Here is a 16,859-nt window from a genome sequence, read left to right on the forward strand (position 1 = left end):
TGTCAAGTCCCGGGAGATTGTTAGGATCAACCACGAACAACTCCGGATGGGTTTTATGCCAGTTGATCAGCGCCTGCACCGGGCTGATGTGGCCGAGGTTGCGCTGAGGAATGTGATGATTATAGAGCGCGGCGTAGCGTTGGAGGGTGTCGTGGAGATGCTCGCCGCTGACGAACCGGGTGGTATTGAGCACCTCACTGATGCGCCCGTTGAAGCGCTCGACCATGCCATTGGTCTGCGGACGCCCTGGCTTGATCAAGCGATGCGCGATGCCCTGAGCGGCACAGAGGCGGTCGACGGGGTGGCGACCGGTCGGCTCACGCTCGCCGGTGGCGCAGAAGCGGTCGGTGAACTCTTTGCCGTTATCGCTCATCAGGCGGGTGATCTTAAACGGAGCCGCCGCGAGCAGGCGCTCAAGGAAGCCCCGCGCGTGAGCTGCGGACTTCTTCGGCAAGCGCTCCAGATAGACCCAGCGGGTGGCCCGATCGATAGCTACAAACAGGTAGGTGCGCCCCTCCTCATCGGCCATCTGCGGCAGATACTTGACATCCACATGCACGAAGCCCGGCACATACGCCTTGAAGCCTTTGACCTCCGCCTTGGGCGCGTCCTCCTTGGGCAGCAGATCGGCCAAGCGCGCGACCCCATGGCGGCGCAGACAGCGATCCAGGCCCGAGCGCGAGACGGCCTCGTTGATGAATTCCCGCACCACCGCGAGCAGATCGTCGAGCGGCAACAGCGTGGTGCGGCGCAGCTCAACCACCACCGCCTCCTGCGCCGGAGTCAGCGTGGTCTGCAGCCGTTGCGGACGGTGCGAGGCATCGTTCACGTCGTCCCTGCCACGCCACTTCGCCACCGTCGCCGCACTGAGGTTGTAGCGCCGTGCCAAGCTCTTGTGAGAGCCTTCGGCCACTTGCAGCTCACCACGCACCGCCGGCGTAGTGCGGGCTTGCTTGTGCAGTCGGATCACCATGGTTACTCGTCTCCGTCGGCAGGGGTGCAGCAGGCGGTAGGGCAAGGAAGCGCATCGTCCCCGAGCTGGGCAGCGAGCAGCTCCAGTGCCCCGCGGGCACGCAGCAAAGGATAACTCCTTCGGGGAATATGATCACCCGGGACTAAACAATTAGGGGAGATGACAACACAGGGACGGGTCTTTTGAATCTCACGGCCGACGGTCGGATCGAGTTGCGCGAGCCAAATGTCCCCCGTCTTCATCACCACACCAAGTCATCGTCGTCTTGGTTGGCAAACGCCGGCCAGACCAAGCCATCCTCACCTTCTTGGGCCAGCCGCTCAGCATCCTCCGCCCAGCCTTGCCGTGGATGGCGGTGAAGGGGTCGGATCTCGATCACGCCGTTGCGCACCTGAAGGTCGGCAGCACCCTCAAGCCCAACCTGGGCCAGAATAGGCTTGGGGATCAACACACCTCTGGAGTTTCCCATCTGACGAAGGGTGACTTCCATCTTGGCCTCCTCGGTAAAGACACCACGGAAGCACAATGTTAGCACAGGCGGTCTGGATAGGACCGCACGGATCGAAGCAATCCTCAGTCTGGCGCTGCTGGCTCGCCCTGACTGTGCCCTACCGCTCAAACGGTTTGCGACACAGCACGAGGCGCGGGGGCGTGGTCAGTCGCGACTCAATCTGACCCGAGCGCTCTCCAGTAGGTTGTCGATCAGTAACTTATCTTCTTGAAGAGCCGTCCTCCGACAGACTTATCCACAGCCTGTGTGGATCGTTCCGGGGCTAGACACGCCTGTTGGGTCTGATCCTTGCTTGATGCGCTCCAAGGGCACGGGCTCACAGCTCCGGGAGAGGATCATCGAACTCGGGCGCCTGTGCTGCGGACTAGAGTAGGGCCCAATCGGCATAGGCAGCGAGGCTGGCCGCTGGTCCCGAATCATCAGTGGGGAGGTCCGGTTCCGGTGCCGTATCCAAGGACGACTCCGATGCGGGCTCAAAGGCGGCGGACAAGGAGCGGCCACCGGTCTCCCAATCCTCCAGTGGCTCGGCGGCAAGAAAGCCTTGTGCTCCAGCCTCAAACGCTTCAAATCGGGCCACATCGCGCGCTGCGTCCTTCTCCGCTTGCGAATACCCCGTCGGGCCGCCTGGTCGCGCCGAAACGGGGCTGGCGACGAAAGTAAACACCGGCGCCAGGGTCTCGAAGGCGCCGCTCGGTATCAGTCCTCCGTCATCGCTGTCCGGCTCCAATTGCCGGCTCAGTATCCGCGCAAAGATGGACGTGAGCGAGGTATTCAAGGTCACGGCTTCATCGGCGTGCGCTTCAGCAAGCGTCTGCATGAAGCGGGTCGCGTAGTCGACGGGGTCGACGGTCAGAGGCAACTCGTCCGGTCCCAGCACCAGATCGAGCTTCTCGTTCTCATCCTCGATGGTGATGGTCCTCGTCTCGGGCTCCTCCAGCGCATCGCCTGAGAACACTACATCGTGCGTCCCGGCGGGAACGGCGAGCTGATAACCGCCAGCCTCCCCGGTCTGGGTCTCCAGCCCGAGACCCGGCAGACTCACGGTGATGCCCCCTAAGCCCTCGCCGGGGGTGTAGAAGTCATTACGATCCACATCGTCATAAGCCACGCCGCCCAGGAAGACCTCATTGCCCGAGGTAGCAAAGTTCTGGGTGATCATGGAGGTTTGATAGTCCATGCCTTGATAGGTGAACTCACCCAGCGATTGGCCAACACCAATCTCTCGGAAATGATCAGTTAGGGTGTTGACACGATGTCCAGGACTGAGAAACAAACCCTCATGCTGATCGAGAATATAATCCGTGAGATCTGACGGTCGCGTACCCTCCGTGCCTCTCCAAGAAAGATTCTCACCCCAACTCCAGGGCAGGGTGAATGCATAGCCTGCATCCTCCATGCGATCACCTGGTTCTGATCCGCCCTCACCCGTATGACTGAACGTATTGGTTGCCAGCATCCAATCGCTGTGAGTGTGTGCGGCGTCGATCAGCAGCGAATTGCTGAACACAGGCTGCATGGACAACCCGGACAGGGTGCCGGGATCCAGTCCTTGGTTCAGATCAATCCCATACCGGGCCGCTTCTTCCAGCGGTTGGCTGCGGGCGCGATTGATCAATTCGAGCATGAATTGCTCAAAGCTTGTCGGTTCAGTCATGCTGTTTTGCTCACTGTTCCTCAGTCAATACCAAAAGTTTCGCTTCAAAATCTGGCTGGATGTCACTCGCGCTGTTGCCGAGCGACTGGCCTATACTGGTGAATAGCAACTTAGAGGGAGGGGTATCGATGGCCGTTCAGCAACAGCTCGACTACAGTGTCGAGGACTATCTCGCGATCGAACGCGAAGCGGTGAACGAAAAGTGTGAATATGTCGCCGGCGACGTCTTCGCGATGACCGGCGCGAGCTTCCGTCACAACCTCATCAATACCAACCTCGTTCGCCGGATCGGCAACCAGCTCGAAAAAGGCCCCTGCATGGCGATCGCCAATGACATGCGGGTCCGTATCGAGTCCGCCGATGCCTGCACCTATCCCGATTTCATCGCCCTCTGCGAAACGCCATCCTTTTTCGATGACCGCACGGACACGCTCACCAACCCTGCCCTCATCATCGAGATTCTGTCGCCCTCTACCGCCACTTGCCAAGCCCGCGCAATACGCGCTGATCGCCCAGGACCGGCTGAGCGTCGATCTCTACACGCACCAAGACGACAACCGCTGGCTGCTCACGGCCTACGAGCAGCCAAACGATCAAATCGAGCTGGAGTCGATCGGCTGCAGCGTACGCTTAGGCGATCTCTACGAGAAGATCGATTTTAACGCAGAGGCTGTAGGCGAGGTCAGTGCCGGGCACTGTCGCTGGACTCCATCTGGATGACGAAGTGGCCGCCCTCAACCCCGTTGCTGTGCAGATTGATATCGCGCCCCAGAGACGGAATCGCTGCTGCAGCCTTCATCTCCAGCATCAGATCATCGATGGTGCTGCCTGGAGCCAGTTCTAGCTCGACCGTTGCCAGAATCCCGTCGGGGATGGTGGTCAGGTTGATGCCGTAAGCTACCAGCCGCAGCCAACCCGGCTCGACCACGTTGTAGACGACCTGCTTGCCGACACTGGACAACGCCGCGCCGGTGATGGCCGAAGGATCCTCGACATGTGCTGGATCGTAAAAGATATCGATAAATAACCCTGAGGGCTCATCGCTTGCACTGAGCTTGAGATCGTAGGAGACCGTGCTACCGCTGATCTGCGGTGATACGAAATCAAGCCGTTCGCTAGTCGAGGTGTCCGGATTCACGCCGCTCTCCGAGGATGCGGACAGCGTGCCCATGCCCATGGATTCGCTGACGCTGTCTTCTCCACCGGCTTCATCTTCGCCACCAGTATCAGGTTCTTCCTCTTCTGTTCCAGCAAGATAATTAGCAATGATACTTTGATCGGCGTCTATGCCCTCCATCGGGTTTGCGGAAAGATCAGAAACAGACATCCCAACATAGTTGGTTTTTATGCAGATAGGCCGGCTATCAGTCGTTCCATCAAGAGCAGGACCCGCTGTAGAAGGATCACCAGGACCTGGATCGGTATCAAGATCGAAAGGAAGGGGCGCAGGATTAAGAGCATAAGTCACCGCAGACTGCACCTCGAACAATTGCACCCGTCCGCTGCAGTCGCAGTCGCCGAGTATGTCGTTACAGCGCCGCTCCACGAACCGTGTGCCGGGCAGTCCGGAAATGACATCGTCCAAATCTCCTTCAACAACAGCTGTTGCGACCTCTTGGAGACCTACAACGACCTCTTGAGAGTCAATATCAGCCTCACCGTCGACGAAATCGAAGCTAATAATTGCTAGCTGGCTATCATCAGAATCTAGTCTAGGCCTACCGCCCGGGAGTGTACCTGTACCTGCAGGTTGAAATACAAAAATGTCGCAGACTCCATCTGTACAGGTCAACGGACCGCCAGGTGTTTTATTGGCTTGATTTAAAACAGTTGTGTCCGCCCACTCAAGATTTGGGCTTGCCAAAACAGACGTATCAAAATAAAGCTTTGTCGAAAAAGCGATCACACCTGGATCACCTGGATTTGTGCGATCATCAAGCCGCAACACGAACCCAACGCCATCAATTACTGAAGGAGGGTAAATCGTGTCTGAGAGATAAATCTTTGCAGCATCAGCATCACCAATACTGGAAAAATTATTGTTATCAGGATCAAGAGGATCGGCAGAGTCATCAGCTGAGCCAAGCCGTAATACAGGCAGTCGTGGACCAAGTTCGATCGTATCAAAACGCGCGACAAAGGTATCGATGTCGCCCGCATGCTCTGCTTGAACCGGGCTCTCAATCGGGAACAGTGCCGAATCTTCCTCATCGGTCATGCCAGAAAAGATCACCGATGTATCGCTCGTTGGATTACTCGGCCTGATCGCTACGATTTGATCGGCCTCACTACCGCCGAAATAGCTCGAGAACCGCATCGTCTGTCCGCTACCATCGAGGATAGCCAGGAATCCATCTCCCTCGCCAGCATGATATCCCTGAAAGGCATTCTGGATCGGGAAGGCATTCGAGTCCGTGGTGCCGGCGACATAGACTACATCTTCACCAGCCGCATTGGTGCCTGCAGCAACCGCAAGCGCTCGATCGTCTCCGGCCGCACCAAGATAGGTCGCAAAGTGCCGGAAGCGTCCAGACTTATCGATCTTCACGAGCGTTCCCATCTCATCACCGTCGGGATCGAACGGGTAATTGGGAATGATTGCATTCTCTGTCGGCCAATCCTCGGAGGTGGTGTAACCCGACAAGAGATAATTGCCTTCGGCATCCAAGGCAAAATCGGTGAGCACATCATCGTCCGAGCCGCCGATGTAGGTGCTGAAGACCAATTCCTGACCACCGCGCGCGATGCGGGCAAGGAAGACATCCTGCCCATCTCCGAGCGCGGGCTGCAGCGCATGCTTGACAGGAAAATCCGAGGTCCCATCGCGATCAGTCGCGGATGATTCGGTATGGCCGGCCAGAAATAGATCACCGGTATCGGAAACAAGCGGCCTACTAACAGTGTCGAGACTGTTTGAAACGATCAGCTTCTCGATACTGTCGTCGTCGGAGCCCCCGTAATAGGTTGCATAATCAAGTGATGTGCCATTCGGTGCGAATTGAACAATGAAGCCATCGTCACCACCGGCAAGCCTGGAATAAAGCGGATTCCGCAGGACGAGATCAGGCGCATCGGTGACACCGGCGATATAGATGCTGCCATCGTTATCGACCGCGACGGCATTCGCTGAAGTGTCGCCGTTTCCGCCGTAGTAAGTCGAGAAACCGTTAGCACCCTCGGCAACGAGCGCGCCGGCGGCACTGAGTTTAGTGACGAATGCATTCGTGCCATCCGTCAAGACACGAAAGAGCGGATTAACGAGCGGAAAGTCCTCGGAATCGGTCGAGCCTGCGACATAAATATTGCCACCACTGACCGCCAGGTCACGGATCACATCATCGTCGCTACCGCCCAGTAGAGTGACAAAATCCAGACTGCTCCCATCCGCAGCCATCTGATAGATGAAGCCGATATCTCCTCCTAAAGTACTCTCTCCTTCATCTGTAGGACCTATTTCGGTAGCACCAGCGTTCGTCGCAAAATCCGTCGAATCCGTCCATCCAGCGACGATGGCCTCCTCGGCGCTGGTCACATACATCGCATTGATCGCTTCCTCACCGTCACTGCCAACCAAGCTCGAATAATCCAACGTTGGATCGATAATCAATGCGCGCGAGGGATCATAGTCATCGACCGCAAAGCCATAGACCGGCGCGGCGTCTTCGCCCGCGCGGGAGGCAAGCACCTGGAAGCGCCCGCTCACGGGCTCGCGCTCGCCGTCGCGCTCCTGATAGATGAACGGCGGCTGCTGACGGAACGCGCGGCCATCGGGCAGGGTCGCGCGCAGGCTGCCGTCGGACTCGACGCTCAGCTCTCGCGCGCCCTCGAGCGCAACGCGGATGCTTGCCGGGTTGGCGCCGGGGTGGACGATAAAGTCGTAGGCAAGCCGCTGCTCATGGGTGCGGAAGACCAGGTCGATCTCGGGATAGAGATCGACGTAGCGCAGATCCTCGTAGGTCGGGATGCCTCTGTGCCAGCGCGCCGGGTCTTGGCCGCGATAGTCGTTCACCACCGTGACGCGCTTTGCGCCGGGCTGCGGCTCGGTGGCCTCGGCGGCAAGCGGACGCAAGCGCAGCGTCGCCGGGGCCTCGGCATCGCGCAGACGCAGTTCGACATGATCGCGCTTGAACAATGCGTCGAGATCGGCCGCGCGCGTTAGGTACAACAGCTCCGAGTGTGACCACTGGCCGACATTGGGCACGAATTGCAGGGGCAGTGGCTTGGTGCCGCCGGGTGTGACCACCGTTGCGGGCGTGGCCTCGGTGGCGGCATCGGTGGTCGCCAGCGCACCCAGGGGCGAGAGCGCGAATCCCAGCAGCACCAGCAGCGCGGCGCTGCCGAGCCAGGCTTGCAGGGGGAGACGGTGGACGTGGGCTTGGCGGGCGCCTGCGGCGCGCGCGCGGTTTGGCAATCGGAGCGGATGGAACATGAGGCGTGCCTCCTAAAGAATGGCTTGCTCGTGGACCTAAGCGAATGCGCGGGGTCGCTGATACCCGATCGCCAAGGCCTCCCTGCGTTCCCATGCGGGAACATTTGTAGTCTTAGCACGCCAAGGTGGACGGGTCAAAGCGATTTCGCCCTGACTCAGTGCCGAACGTCAAGGTCGTGCCAAAACCGTGTGCGCCGCGCTCAAGTCGCGCGGCTCACACACTCAAATCGATCTGTTGCGTGGTGCCCACCCTGTTCTCCGTGCTCAGATACAGACCCGTCGCCCGCACGGCGCCAAGGTCGGCATTGTGCTGCCCACGCAGCTCGAACGGAGTTGCAACATTGGCGGTGGAGATCGCCGCGATGCCGGCCTCCTCGAGCGTCAGCAGCTTGCCGTCGCCGCCGGCCTCGGGCAGCCACAGGTAGAGTTGCTCATTGACCGTGTCGGCGGCGTCGATCCAGCCGTTGCCATCCTCATCGAGCGCCTTTAGGTCGGCGTAGCCATCACCGCTGAGGGCGCCGAACAGCTCCGAGCCGTCATTCACGCGCCCGTCGCCGTTGCGATCGAACGCCAGATAGCCACTGCCGCTCGCGAGCAGCGGCAGCGCACTCAGCTCGCCATCGGCATCGAGATCGAACTCGAAGCGTTGATCGCGCAGTTGGGCCGCAGTTCCAGAAAAGTTGATCACCAAAGGGTCTTCGCGCTGGGCGGTGCCCATGCGGATCTGCGTATGGCTAACCTCGCGATAGGAGCGCTGCATCTCGAGTTGCAGGTCGAAGCAGACCCTGGCGCCGTCCGCCGTGCGAATCAGGCCGCGCGCGGAGAAGGTGGTGGCTTCGTGCTCTTCGAGCGAATGGGTCCGGCTGTAGTCGAGCGAAAAGGCCGGCGCCGGCTCGCGAATCGACAGCCGAACGCGCTGAGCGTCAACTGCGGCTGGCTCCTCGGCCAGTTCCTGCGGCGGCGTCTCGGGCGCGGCCGTTTCGAGCCGGAACAGGCTGAGCGAGCGGCCGCTCAGATACTCGACCAAGGCGATCAGCAACTGGTTGGCCGGATCTTTGCGCGCCTCGTCCATCGCGGTTTCCAGGCAGTCGGCGCAGGTCTCACCGCTGGTCTCACCATTGGCCGCATCACCGGCGGCTCGATCCTCGGCGCTGAGCGCCGCCCTCTCCGCCGCCGCGCGCGCCTGTCCCTGGAGCGAGATCAGTACGCGACCGCTCGCCTGCCGGTCCCCTCGGTCTGGCGCTGACGCGGTCGGTGCAACGCGCTCGCCGACACGGATCCGCAAGCGTTCGCTGCTGGTCTCAACGCGGCTATAGCGGTGATTGGATGCCAGAGACATTTCGCTGCTGACGATGCTCATCTTGGGTGACCTCGAGCCATTGAAGGCGATCACATGGAATCTGTATGACACCTTCCTTTATCGGTCGTCAGCGGAAAAACTTGATCAGTTTTCCAGATTGAATGCGTAACGACGCTCGGGACCCTCGAGGCGACGGATGGTGCCGGCGCGCAGCGGGAAGTCCCAGCGGGGAACCTGGGCAAAGCGATTGCAGCCGTTCCGTGAAGGTCTGACCGCCGGCGTGAGCTGCTGGCCATCGGGCTGTGGTAACGTGCCCGCTGGCTTTAACGCGGATATTCGACCGGTCTCGTGCCTGGTACCGCCATGCGCTTCTTCAACACCGAAGGCCCGATCCGCGCTGAGGACCACTACAGCCTGCCGCCGCTATCGCGCTGGGATCTCGAGCAGGTCCTCAGCCTGATCGAGCAGAAGAAATACTTCCTGCTCCACGCCCCGCGGCAGACCGGCAAGACCTCCTGCCTGCTCGCACTGATGGCGCATCTGAATCGGGATGGGCGTTATCGGGCGGTCTATGCCAATCTCGAGGCGGCGCAGACCGCGCGCGAGGATGTCGCCCGTGGCATGGCCGCGATCTGCAGTGTCCTGGGACGTTCGATCAGGCTCTACCTGAACGACCCGCGTTCCGACGAGTGGCAACGCAGCGAGGGTGCGACCTGCGCGCCCGAGGATCGGCTCTCGCGTCTGTTGGAATTCTGGACCGGGCTCGATCCGCGCCCAGCCGTGCTGCTCCTGGATGAAGTCGACGCTCTGGTCGGCGACACCCTCCTCTCCTTGCTACGCCAACTCCGCGCCGGCTACCCGCAGCGCCCGACGGCGTTCCCGCAGACGGTCGTGCTCTGCGGCGTGCGCGATCTGCGCGACTACCGCATCCACGCCCGCTCCGAGCGCGAGGTCATCACCGGCGGCAGCGCCTTCAACATCAAGGCCAAGTCCCTGCGCCTGGGCGACTTCAGCGCCGAGGAGACGCGCACCCTGCTGCTGGAGCACACCCAAGAGACCGGGCAGGTCTTCACGCCCGAGGCGCTGGAGCAGATCTGGACGCTGACCCAGGGCCAACCTTGGTTGGTCAATGCGCTGGCCTATCGCGCTTGTTTCGAGCTGCCCGCAGGACGCGACCGGACTCAACCGATCACGCGAGCGCTGATCGATAAGGCCAAGGAGCAGATGATCCTTGAGCGCGTGACCCATCTCGATCAGCTCGCCCATAAGCTCCAGGAACCGCGCGTGCGCCGCGTGATCGAGCCGATGCTCGCCGGGACCGCGCTCGGCGATGTGCCCGATGACGACATTCAGTATCTGCTCGATCTGGGCTTGTTGCGCCTGCAAGACGGTGGCCTGAGGGTGGCCAATCCGCTCTACCGCGAGGTGTTGCCACGGATGCTGGCCTTCACGCCGCAGGCCTCCATGCCCCAAATCGCGCCGACGTGGCTCAAGGCCGATGGCAGCCTGGATCCCGCCGCGCTCCTCGACGCCTTTCTCGCCTTCTGGCGTCAGCACGGCGAGCCGCTGCTCGGCAGCGCGCCCTATCACGAAATCGCCCCGCATCTGGTGCTGATGGCCTTCCTGCATCGGGTCATCAACGGTGGCGGGACGTTGGAGCGCGAATACGCCATCGGCTCTGGGCGCATGGATCTGTGCCTGCGCTATGGCGCGGTGACGTTGGGCATCGAGCTGAAGGTCCGGCGCGATGGACGGCCCGATCCGCTCGCTGAAGGGCTGAAGCAGCTCGATGCCTATCTGGCGGGATTGGGGCTGGATACCGGCTGGCTGGTGATCTTCGACCGGCGCAGCGGACAGCCACCGATCGAAGCGCGTACCCGTAGTGAGGAGATAGCCAGCCCCGAGGAGCGGCGGATCGTCGTGGTGCGCGCCTAGTTTTCCAGATCGAATGCGTAACGACGCTCGGGGCCCTCGAGGCGACGGATGGTGCCGGCGCGCAGCGGGAAGTGCCCGGCGGCGCGGTCGCGGAAGTAGAGCTTGAGCGACTCATGGATCACCGGGAAGGCGATCTCCTCCCAGGGAATCTCGGACTCGCGCATCAGCTCGGTCTCCAGGCTTTCGCTGCCCGGCCCGAACTCGGGCGCGAGCAGGCGCGCGCGAAACAGCATGTAGACCTGATTGATGTGCGGCAGGTTGAACAGCGCATAGAGGGCACCGACCTCGACCCGCGCCTCGGCCTCTTCCAGCGTCTCGCGCGCCGCGCCCTGCTGCACCGTCTCGCCGTTCTCCATGAACCCCGCCGGCAGGGTCCAGAGCCCATAACGCGGCTCGATGGCGCGCTTGCACAGCAGCAGCCGATCTTCCCACTCTGGAAGACAGCCGACCACGACCTTCGGATTTTGGTAATGGATGATGCCGCACTCGACACAGATGTGCCGCGGCATGTTGTCGCCCTCGGGCACCCGCAGGGTGACGCCTGCCCCACATTGACTGCAATATCGCATCAGTGACACTCGAACAAACGGATCAGAGGGCGATTCTACGCCCTTGCGTGCCAAAGACTTCGCGCGCGTGATGGAGGCCGACATATCCGCCGCGCCCGCGAGCCATTACCATGGGGGTGCCGGCGCACCGGCATCGACGCATCGGCACCAGCCCGCGCGCACCGCATCCGACGACCTTCGACGACATCGTCGACCGACCAGGAATCTTCGCTCCATGGCAGCACCGCATTATCGTACTCGAGCCGGCGACTGGGGTCTCTCCGGCGCCACCTTCGCCGACAACGGCGTCAACTTCTGTTGCTTCTCACGGCATGCGACCAAGGTCGAGCTGCTGCTGTTCGAGCACGAGGACAGCCGCGAGCCGTTCCAGATCATCGAACTCGATCCGCGCGAGAACCACACCTTCTTCTTCTGGCATGTGCTGGTCGAGGATCTGCCCGATGGGATCTGCTACGGCTGGCGCATCGACGGCCCGAGCGATACGCGCGAGAGCGGTTGCCGGCATGATCCGGACAAGCTGCTGCTCGACCCCTGGTGTACGACGGTGAGCGATCGGCTCTGGGATCGCGCGGCCGCCTGTCGCCCGGGCAGCAATCTCGCCACCGCGATGCGCTCGGTGCTGATGCGCGATGCGTACGACTGGGAGGGCGATCAGCATCTGCATGTGCCGCTCACCGAGGCGGTGATCTATGAGCTGCACGTTGGCGGCTTCAGCCGTCATCCCTCGGCGGATACCCAACATCCGGGCACCTTCCGCGCCATCATCGAGAAGATCCCCTATCTCACCGAGCTGGGCATCACCCATGTCGAGCTGCTGCCGGTGATGGCCTTCGATCTGCAGGACGTGCCGCCGAACACCGCGCGCCTGGGCTTGGAGAACGTCTGGGGCTACAGCACGCATAGCTTCTTCGCGCCACATCCGCACTATGCCTGCGACCCGCGCCACGCGCGCGATGAGTTCCGCGACATGGTCAAGGCGCTGCATCGCGCCGGTATCGGCGTCATCCTCGACGTGGTCTACAACCACACCGCCGAGGGCGGCGCCGAGGGTCCGATCATCAACTTCAAGGGCATGGGCAACGAGGTCTTCTACCACCTCGATGGCGACGACCTGAGCCAGTATCGCGACTACACCGGCTGCGGCAACACCGTCAACTGCAACCATCCGCTGGTCACGCGCTTCTTGATCGACTCGCTGCACTATTGGGCGCGCGAGATGCACGTCGATGGCTTTCGTTTCGATCTGGCCAGCGCCATGGCGCGCGGTGAGGACGGTACCCCGGAACACCACGCGCCGGTGCTCTGGTCGGTCGAACTCTCGCCCGAACTCGGACGCGCGCACATCATCGCCGAGGCCTGGGATGCCGCCGGGCTCTATCAGGTCGGCGACTTCCCCGGCTTTCGCTGGGCGGAATGGAATGGCCACTATCGCGACGTGATACGCGCCTTCGTGCGTGGCGATGGCGGCCTCATCGGCGATGTCGCCACCCGCATCGCCGGCTCCAGCGATCTCTACGAGAGCCGTGGCCGCCGCCCGGCCAACTCGATCAATCTGATCACCTGTCACGATGGCTTCACCCTCAATGACCTGGTCAGCTACAACGAGAAGCACAACCAGGCCAATGGCGAGGACAACCGCGATGGCCATGACCACAATCTCAGTTGGAACGGCGGCGTCGAGGGCCCCACCGATGACCCCGAGATCCAGGCCTTGCGCCGCCAACAGGCGCGCAACTTCATCGCGCTGCTGCTGCTGAGCCAAGGCGTGCCCATGCTGCTCGCCGGTGATGAGTTGCTGCGCACCAAACAGGGCAACAACAACACCTATTGTCAGAACAACGAGCTGTCCTGGATCGACTGGCGCCTGGCCGAGGAGAACCGCGCCATGCTCGACTTCACCCGTGCCATGGTCGCCTTCCGGCAGCGGCATGCGACGCTGCGGCGCAACCATTTCCTCACCGGCGAGCCAACGCATGCAGGCGGCATCCCGGATATCCGCTGGCACGGCGTCAAGCTCGATAAGCCGCGCTGGGACGATCCGAATACGCGCGTGCTCGCCTTTACGCTGGCCGGCCTCGAGCAAGACGAGCCGCATCTGCATGTGATGATGAACATGTGGAAAGAGCCGATGGAATTCGAGCTGCCATCGGTGCCAGGCCGGCGCTGGTACGGTGCCATCGATACCGCCCAGGCACCCTATGGTTGGTCATTGCACGAGCAGCAGCGTCTCGATCGCGACGGCCTGCGTGCGCAGGCCCGCAGCATTGTGGTGCTCGAGGCTCGCTGAAGCAGCGTGCGCGTCGAGACCGGTCTCCGTCTGTTGAACACCCGCGCGGTCGAGGTCTACTGACCGCACACCCCTTGCCAAATGTCGGCAGAAACCACGACAGAGAGGATATCCCAGCATGCAACTCGGAATGATCGGCCTCGGGCGCATGGGCGCCAACATGGTGCAACGATTGATGCGCGCCGGCCATGAGTGCGTCGTCTACGACACCGACCCCAAGGCTGTCGCCGACCTCGAGACAGAAGGCGCCACCGGCAGCAGCGATATCGCCGATTTCTGCGCCAAGCTCCGCCCGCCGCGCGCGGCCTGGGTGATGGTGCCAGCGGCCGTGGTCGATACCGTCATCGATCAGCTCGAGCCGCATTTGCAGGCCGGCGACATCATCATCGACGGCGGCAATTCCTATTACCAGGACGATATCCGCCACGCCAAACGGCTGCACGCGAAGGACATCCAGTTCGTCGACTGCGGCACCAGTGGCGGCGTCTTCGGCCTCGAGCGCGGCTACTGCCTGATGATCGGCGGCGACACCCAGGCGGTCGAGCAGCTCGATCCGATCTTCGCCGCGCTCGCCCCTGGCGCCGGTGCGATCGAGCGCACCGAGGGCCGCAGCGGCGACTATGATCGCGCCGAACTCGGCTATCTGCACTGCGGGCCGAACGGCGCCGGGCATTTCGTCAAGATGGTCCACAACGGCATCGAATACGGACTCATGGCCGCCTATGCCGAGGGCTTCAACCTCCTCAAGCACGCCGGCGTCGGTCGTGCCGATCATGCCGTCGATGCCGAGACCGCGCCGCTCTCCGACCCGGCGTTCTACCAATACGAGATGGACCTGGCGCGCATCGCCGAGGTCTGGCGGCGCGGCTCGGTGGTCTCGTCCTGGCTGCTGGACCTGACCGCCAACGCCCTCCAGGGTGATCCAGAGCTGAAGACCTTCGGTGGGCGCGTCTCGGATTCCGGCGAGGGCCGCTGGACCAGCATCGCCGCGATCGAGACCGGCACGCCGGCGCCGGTGCTCACCTCCGCGCTCTATGAGCGCTTCACCTCACGCGGCGAGGCCGAGTTCGCCAATCAGATCCTGTCGGCGATGCGCTATCAATTCGGCGGCCACCACGAGAAGCCGGAGACGCCTGCGCGCGGCTGAGGCTCAACCTTGCTGAGCGATCCAGATCAGCACCGGCGGCTCGGCGTCGATCAACTGCTCGGGCGCGAGGAGCATGCCGTGATCGAGCCGCCAGGCGAGGATGGTGCGCTCGTCGACGCGATCCCGGCGCGGCGGCCCGAGCCGCGTGGTCGTGTCCTCGATCAAGGCTTCATGCCAGCGGCCCCGGTAATCGATGCGCACCGCCACGAGCGCCTCATCCTTCCAGTCGAGCCGCGCCTGGCGCGCCGGGATGCCGTTGAACGAGCCGATCGACGCCTCGCACTGGCGCTCACCGAGCGCGCTCGGCACATCGGCGCAAGTGAACGCAACGCGCGGGAACTGACGGAGCAGGACGTCCTCGTCGAGCCCAGGGCGCAGCTTGGCGACGGCCAGATTGAACGGCTGATGACCGAACAGGTGCAGCAGGAACAGATCGCTGCGGCGCTTGCCATCCTCGGTCAGCACCAGCCAGATGAAGGGGCCGGCAACCATGCAGAGGGCAAGCAGCAGCGTGTAGGTCTTTGGCAGCTTGAGATTCATCGCTCGTAGGTGCCGATCAGGGTCGCCTGCTCGATGATATGCCCGCGCATCGCCCGCTCGAGATCGGCCTTGGTCGGCCGCAGCAGGCCTTGCAGCATCATATCGAGCGCATAGAGCTTGTGGAAATAACGGTGACGGCCGATCGGCGGACAAGGCCCCCCATAGGCGGTGCGGCGCCAGTCGTTGATGCCCTCGCCAATGGCGATCGCGAGCGTCGCCGGCTCGAAGGCCTCGGGCAAATGGGTCAGCGTCGGCGGCAGATTGTAGAGCACCCAATGCACATAGGTGCGCTGCGGTGCCGCCGGGTCGGGCGCGTCCGGGTCATCGACGATCAGCGCCAGACTCTGCGTGCCCTCGGGCACGCCGTCCCACGCCAGCGGCGGCGAGCGATCCTCGCCATCGCAGCTGTATTGGACCGGGATCGCCCCGCCTTCCGCGAACGCGCTCGATCGAATCGTCAACGGCATGATCACCTCGATGCAGCTAAAGGACACGGCCAAAATTGAACGCTAGCAGTGGCCGATTGTACAGGTTGCAAGCCATTACACCGCCCAACATCCCCTGCCCCAGGCGAGACACCGGCCAAGCAAAGCCCTTGATCAACCGCAATCCGGCCGACGCCACCGCCACACCCAATGTGCGAAAATCACGCCGCCGCGCGGGATGATCGCGACCGAAGCACCGAGACAGGCGCACCGCAAGGCCCTTCGAACCCCTCATTGCCGAGCCGACTGTACGCAATGTTTAACAACGCACGCCTTGTGATCCTCGACGCTGATGGCACCACCATCGACGCCTTTCGCGCCATCGAGAAGGCCTTTACCCATCTTGGCATGGACATCGGCCCGCTCGCGCGCTTTCAGAAGCGGCGCAACCTGTTCAAATACATCGGCGGTTTCAAGGAGATGCCGCAAAATCTCAGGCGCCAGATCGGCCCCGGGCGGCGCACCAAGCTCATCGACACCCTGACCGAGGTCTACCGCGAGGAGGCCTGCATGTTCGACGGCATCGAGGCCCTGGTGCATCGGCTCGCGGCGGCTGCTGATGTGCGCGTCGGCATCGTCACGCGCAACATCACCAATGACCCGGTGGTGACCCTGACCAAACTCTTCGATCGACACGGCATCGAGCCGGATCTGCTCGACTTCTTGGTGCATCTGCCCCTGAGCGAGGACAAGCTCGGCTACTTCCGCCAGACCCGCGAGCGGTTCAATATCAATCCGGCCTGTGCCTTTGCCTGCGGCGACGAGGCCAAGGACTTTCGCGCCGCGATCAACTCCGGCATGCATCCGTTCATGGTCTCCTACGGCTTCGAGGACTTCGAGCGGCTGCATGGCAAGCATGAGATCCCGGCCGAGGTCATCAGTCGCTCACCAGACGAACTGGCTTGGCGCGTGCTGCACGCGCTGCAGCTTGCCCCAGAGCCGACGCTCGGTTCCGTGACCGCACCACGACGCAGCGAGACGATAAATACCGCGTGACCTGCATGGCCCGAGCTTTCTAACCAGTGTCCA

14 protein-coding genes are annotated in these 16,859 nt (G+C 62.3%); 5 read left to right on the forward strand and 9 right to left on the reverse strand.

Annotation, left to right across the window (positions count from 1 at the left end):
- From CCR82_RS14965 to CCR82_RS14980, 4 genes are all read right to left on the reverse strand, one after another.
- Nucleotides 1-973: IS481 family transposase (locus CCR82_RS14965; protein ID WP_201246610.1), on the reverse strand; the 973-nt coding region annotated here is incomplete at its 3' end.
- A gap of 2 nt (nucleotides 974-975) precedes the next feature.
- Nucleotides 976-1,215, reverse strand: a complete 240-nt coding sequence (locus tag CCR82_RS14970; protein WP_201246611.1) for a type II toxin-antitoxin system PemK/MazF family toxin — start codon at nucleotides 1,213-1,215, stop codon at nucleotides 976-978.
- Nucleotides 1,215-1,463 (reverse strand): AbrB/MazE/SpoVT family DNA-binding domain-containing protein, encoded by a 249-nt coding sequence (locus CCR82_RS14975; RefSeq protein ID WP_242513520.1) that lies wholly within the window; start codon nucleotides 1,461-1,463, stop codon nucleotides 1,215-1,217. Before CCR82_RS14975 ends, CCR82_RS14970 begins: the two co-directional genes overlap by 1 nt.
- Nucleotides 1,464-1,848: 385 nt before the next feature.
- Nucleotides 1,849-3,138 (reverse strand): CAP domain-containing protein, encoded by a 1,290-nt coding sequence (locus tag CCR82_RS14980; RefSeq protein WP_201246612.1) that lies wholly within the window; start codon nucleotides 3,136-3,138, stop codon nucleotides 1,849-1,851.
- Between the two features lie 128 nt (nucleotides 3,139-3,266).
- Between CCR82_RS14980 and CCR82_RS14985 the strand changes: the two genes are divergently transcribed.
- Entirely contained in the window at nucleotides 3,267-3,800 is a 534-nt protein-coding gene (locus CCR82_RS14985; RefSeq protein WP_201246613.1) for a Uma2 family endonuclease, read from the forward strand.
- 20 nt (nucleotides 3,801-3,820) lie between these two features.
- Here the strand turns inward: CCR82_RS14985 and CCR82_RS14990 are convergent, their stop codons facing one another.
- Both CCR82_RS14990 and CCR82_RS14995 read right to left on the reverse strand, forming a co-directional pair.
- Nucleotides 3,821-7,567, reverse strand: coding sequence for a DUF7948 domain-containing protein (locus tag CCR82_RS14990; protein ID WP_201246614.1), 3,747 nt, complete (start codon nucleotides 7,565-7,567; stop codon nucleotides 3,821-3,823).
- A gap of 214 nt (nucleotides 7,568-7,781) precedes the next feature.
- Nucleotides 7,782-8,927 (reverse strand): SPM autocatalytic domain-containing protein, encoded by a 1,146-nt coding sequence (locus CCR82_RS14995; protein WP_201246615.1) that lies wholly within the window; start codon nucleotides 8,925-8,927, stop codon nucleotides 7,782-7,784.
- Nucleotides 8,928-9,230: 303 nt separating this feature from the next.
- Between CCR82_RS14995 and CCR82_RS15000 the strand changes: the two genes are divergently transcribed.
- Nucleotides 9,231-10,802 carry an AAA-like domain-containing protein gene (locus CCR82_RS15000; RefSeq protein WP_201246715.1) on the forward strand — a complete coding sequence of 524 codons (1,572 nt, stop codon included), beginning with the start codon at nucleotides 9,231-9,233 and terminating at the stop codon, nucleotides 10,800-10,802.
- On the opposite strand, the gene CCR82_RS15005 is transcribed toward CCR82_RS15000, so the two are convergent.
- Nucleotides 10,799-11,371, reverse strand: a complete 573-nt coding sequence (locus CCR82_RS15005) for an NUDIX hydrolase (RefSeq protein WP_201246616.1) — start codon at nucleotides 11,369-11,371, stop codon at nucleotides 10,799-10,801. The genes CCR82_RS15000 and CCR82_RS15005 overlap by 4 nt on opposite strands.
- Before the next feature lie 214 nt (nucleotides 11,372-11,585).
- On the opposite strand from CCR82_RS15005, the gene glgX reads away from it, so the two are divergent.
- Nucleotides 11,586-13,658, forward strand: coding sequence for a glycogen debranching protein GlgX (gene glgX, locus CCR82_RS15010; RefSeq protein WP_201246617.1), 2,073 nt, complete (start codon nucleotides 11,586-11,588; stop codon nucleotides 13,656-13,658).
- 118 nt (nucleotides 13,659-13,776) lie between these two features.
- On the forward strand, nucleotides 13,777-14,805 hold the full coding sequence (gene gnd, locus CCR82_RS15015; protein ID WP_201246618.1) for a phosphogluconate dehydrogenase (NAD(+)-dependent, decarboxylating): 1,029 nt from the start codon (nucleotides 13,777-13,779) through the stop codon (nucleotides 14,803-14,805).
- Between the two features lie 3 nt (nucleotides 14,806-14,808).
- Here gnd and CCR82_RS15020 read toward each other — a convergent pair whose 3' ends face one another.
- Both CCR82_RS15020 and CCR82_RS15025 read right to left on the reverse strand, forming a co-directional pair.
- A complete protein-coding gene (locus CCR82_RS15020) occupies nucleotides 14,809-15,345 on the reverse strand; it encodes a hypothetical protein (protein WP_201246619.1) in 537 nt (178 codons plus the stop codon).
- The gene (locus CCR82_RS15025; RefSeq protein ID WP_201246620.1) at nucleotides 15,342-15,812 is read right to left on the reverse strand and encodes a YbhB/YbcL family Raf kinase inhibitor-like protein; all 471 of its coding nucleotides are present in this window, start codon (nucleotides 15,810-15,812) and stop codon (nucleotides 15,342-15,344) included. Before CCR82_RS15025 ends, CCR82_RS15020 begins: the two co-directional genes overlap by 4 nt.
- A gap of 273 nt (nucleotides 15,813-16,085) precedes the next feature.
- Here CCR82_RS15025 and CCR82_RS15030 point away from each other — a divergent pair, with 273 nt between their 5' ends.
- A complete protein-coding gene (locus CCR82_RS15030; RefSeq protein WP_201246621.1) occupies nucleotides 16,086-16,826 on the forward strand; it encodes an HAD family hydrolase in 741 nt (246 codons plus the stop codon).
- The last annotated feature ends 33 nt before the right edge of the window (nucleotides 16,827-16,859 follow it).

The organism is Halochromatium salexigens (assembly GCF_016653295.1).
In the GTDB taxonomy this organism is placed as follows: Bacteria; Pseudomonadota; Gammaproteobacteria; order Chromatiales; family Chromatiaceae; genus Lamprobacter; species Lamprobacter salexigens.

Excerpts from the sequence above, each read along its gene's own strand:
- CCR82_RS15020 (WP_201246619.1), bottom strand. The coding sequence starts at position 15,345 with ATGAATCTCAAGCTGCCAAAGACCTACACGCTGCTGCTTGCCCTCTGC.
- CCR82_RS15005 (WP_201246616.1), bottom strand. The coding sequence starts at position 11,371 with ATGCGATATTGCAGTCAATGTGGGGCAGGCGTCACCCTGCGGGTGCCC.
- CCR82_RS15000 (WP_201246715.1), top strand. The coding sequence starts at position 9,231 with ATGCGCTTCTTCAACACCGAAGGCCCGATCCGCGCTGAGGACCACTAC.
- CCR82_RS14995 (WP_201246615.1), bottom strand. The coding sequence starts at position 8,927 with ATGAGCATCGTCAGCAGCGAAATGTCTCTGGCATCCAATCACCGCTAT.
- glgX (WP_201246617.1), top strand. The coding sequence starts at position 11,586 with ATGGCAGCACCGCATTATCGTACTCGAGCCGGCGACTGGGGTCTCTCC.
- CCR82_RS15025 (WP_201246620.1), bottom strand. The coding sequence starts at position 15,812 with ATGCCGTTGACGATTCGATCGAGCGCGTTCGCGGAAGGCGGGGCGATC.
- CCR82_RS14985 (WP_201246613.1), top strand. The coding sequence starts at position 3,267 with ATGGCCGTTCAGCAACAGCTCGACTACAGTGTCGAGGACTATCTCGCG.
- CCR82_RS14970 (WP_201246611.1), bottom strand. The coding sequence starts at position 1,215 with ATGAAGACGGGGGACATTTGGCTCGCGCAACTCGATCCGACCGTCGGC.
- CCR82_RS14975 (WP_242513520.1), bottom strand. The coding sequence starts at position 1,463 with ATGGAAGTCACCCTTCGTCAGATGGGAAACTCCAGAGGTGTGTTGATC.
- CCR82_RS15030 (WP_201246621.1), top strand. The coding sequence starts at position 16,086 with ATGTTTAACAACGCACGCCTTGTGATCCTCGACGCTGATGGCACCACC.
- gnd (WP_201246618.1), top strand. The coding sequence starts at position 13,777 with ATGCAACTCGGAATGATCGGCCTCGGGCGCATGGGCGCCAACATGGTG.
- CCR82_RS14980 (WP_201246612.1), bottom strand. The coding sequence starts at position 3,138 with ATGACTGAACCGACAAGCTTTGAGCAATTCATGCTCGAATTGATCAAT.
- CCR82_RS14990 (WP_201246614.1), bottom strand. The coding sequence starts at position 7,567 with ATGTTCCATCCGCTCCGATTGCCAAACCGCGCGCGCGCCGCAGGCGCC.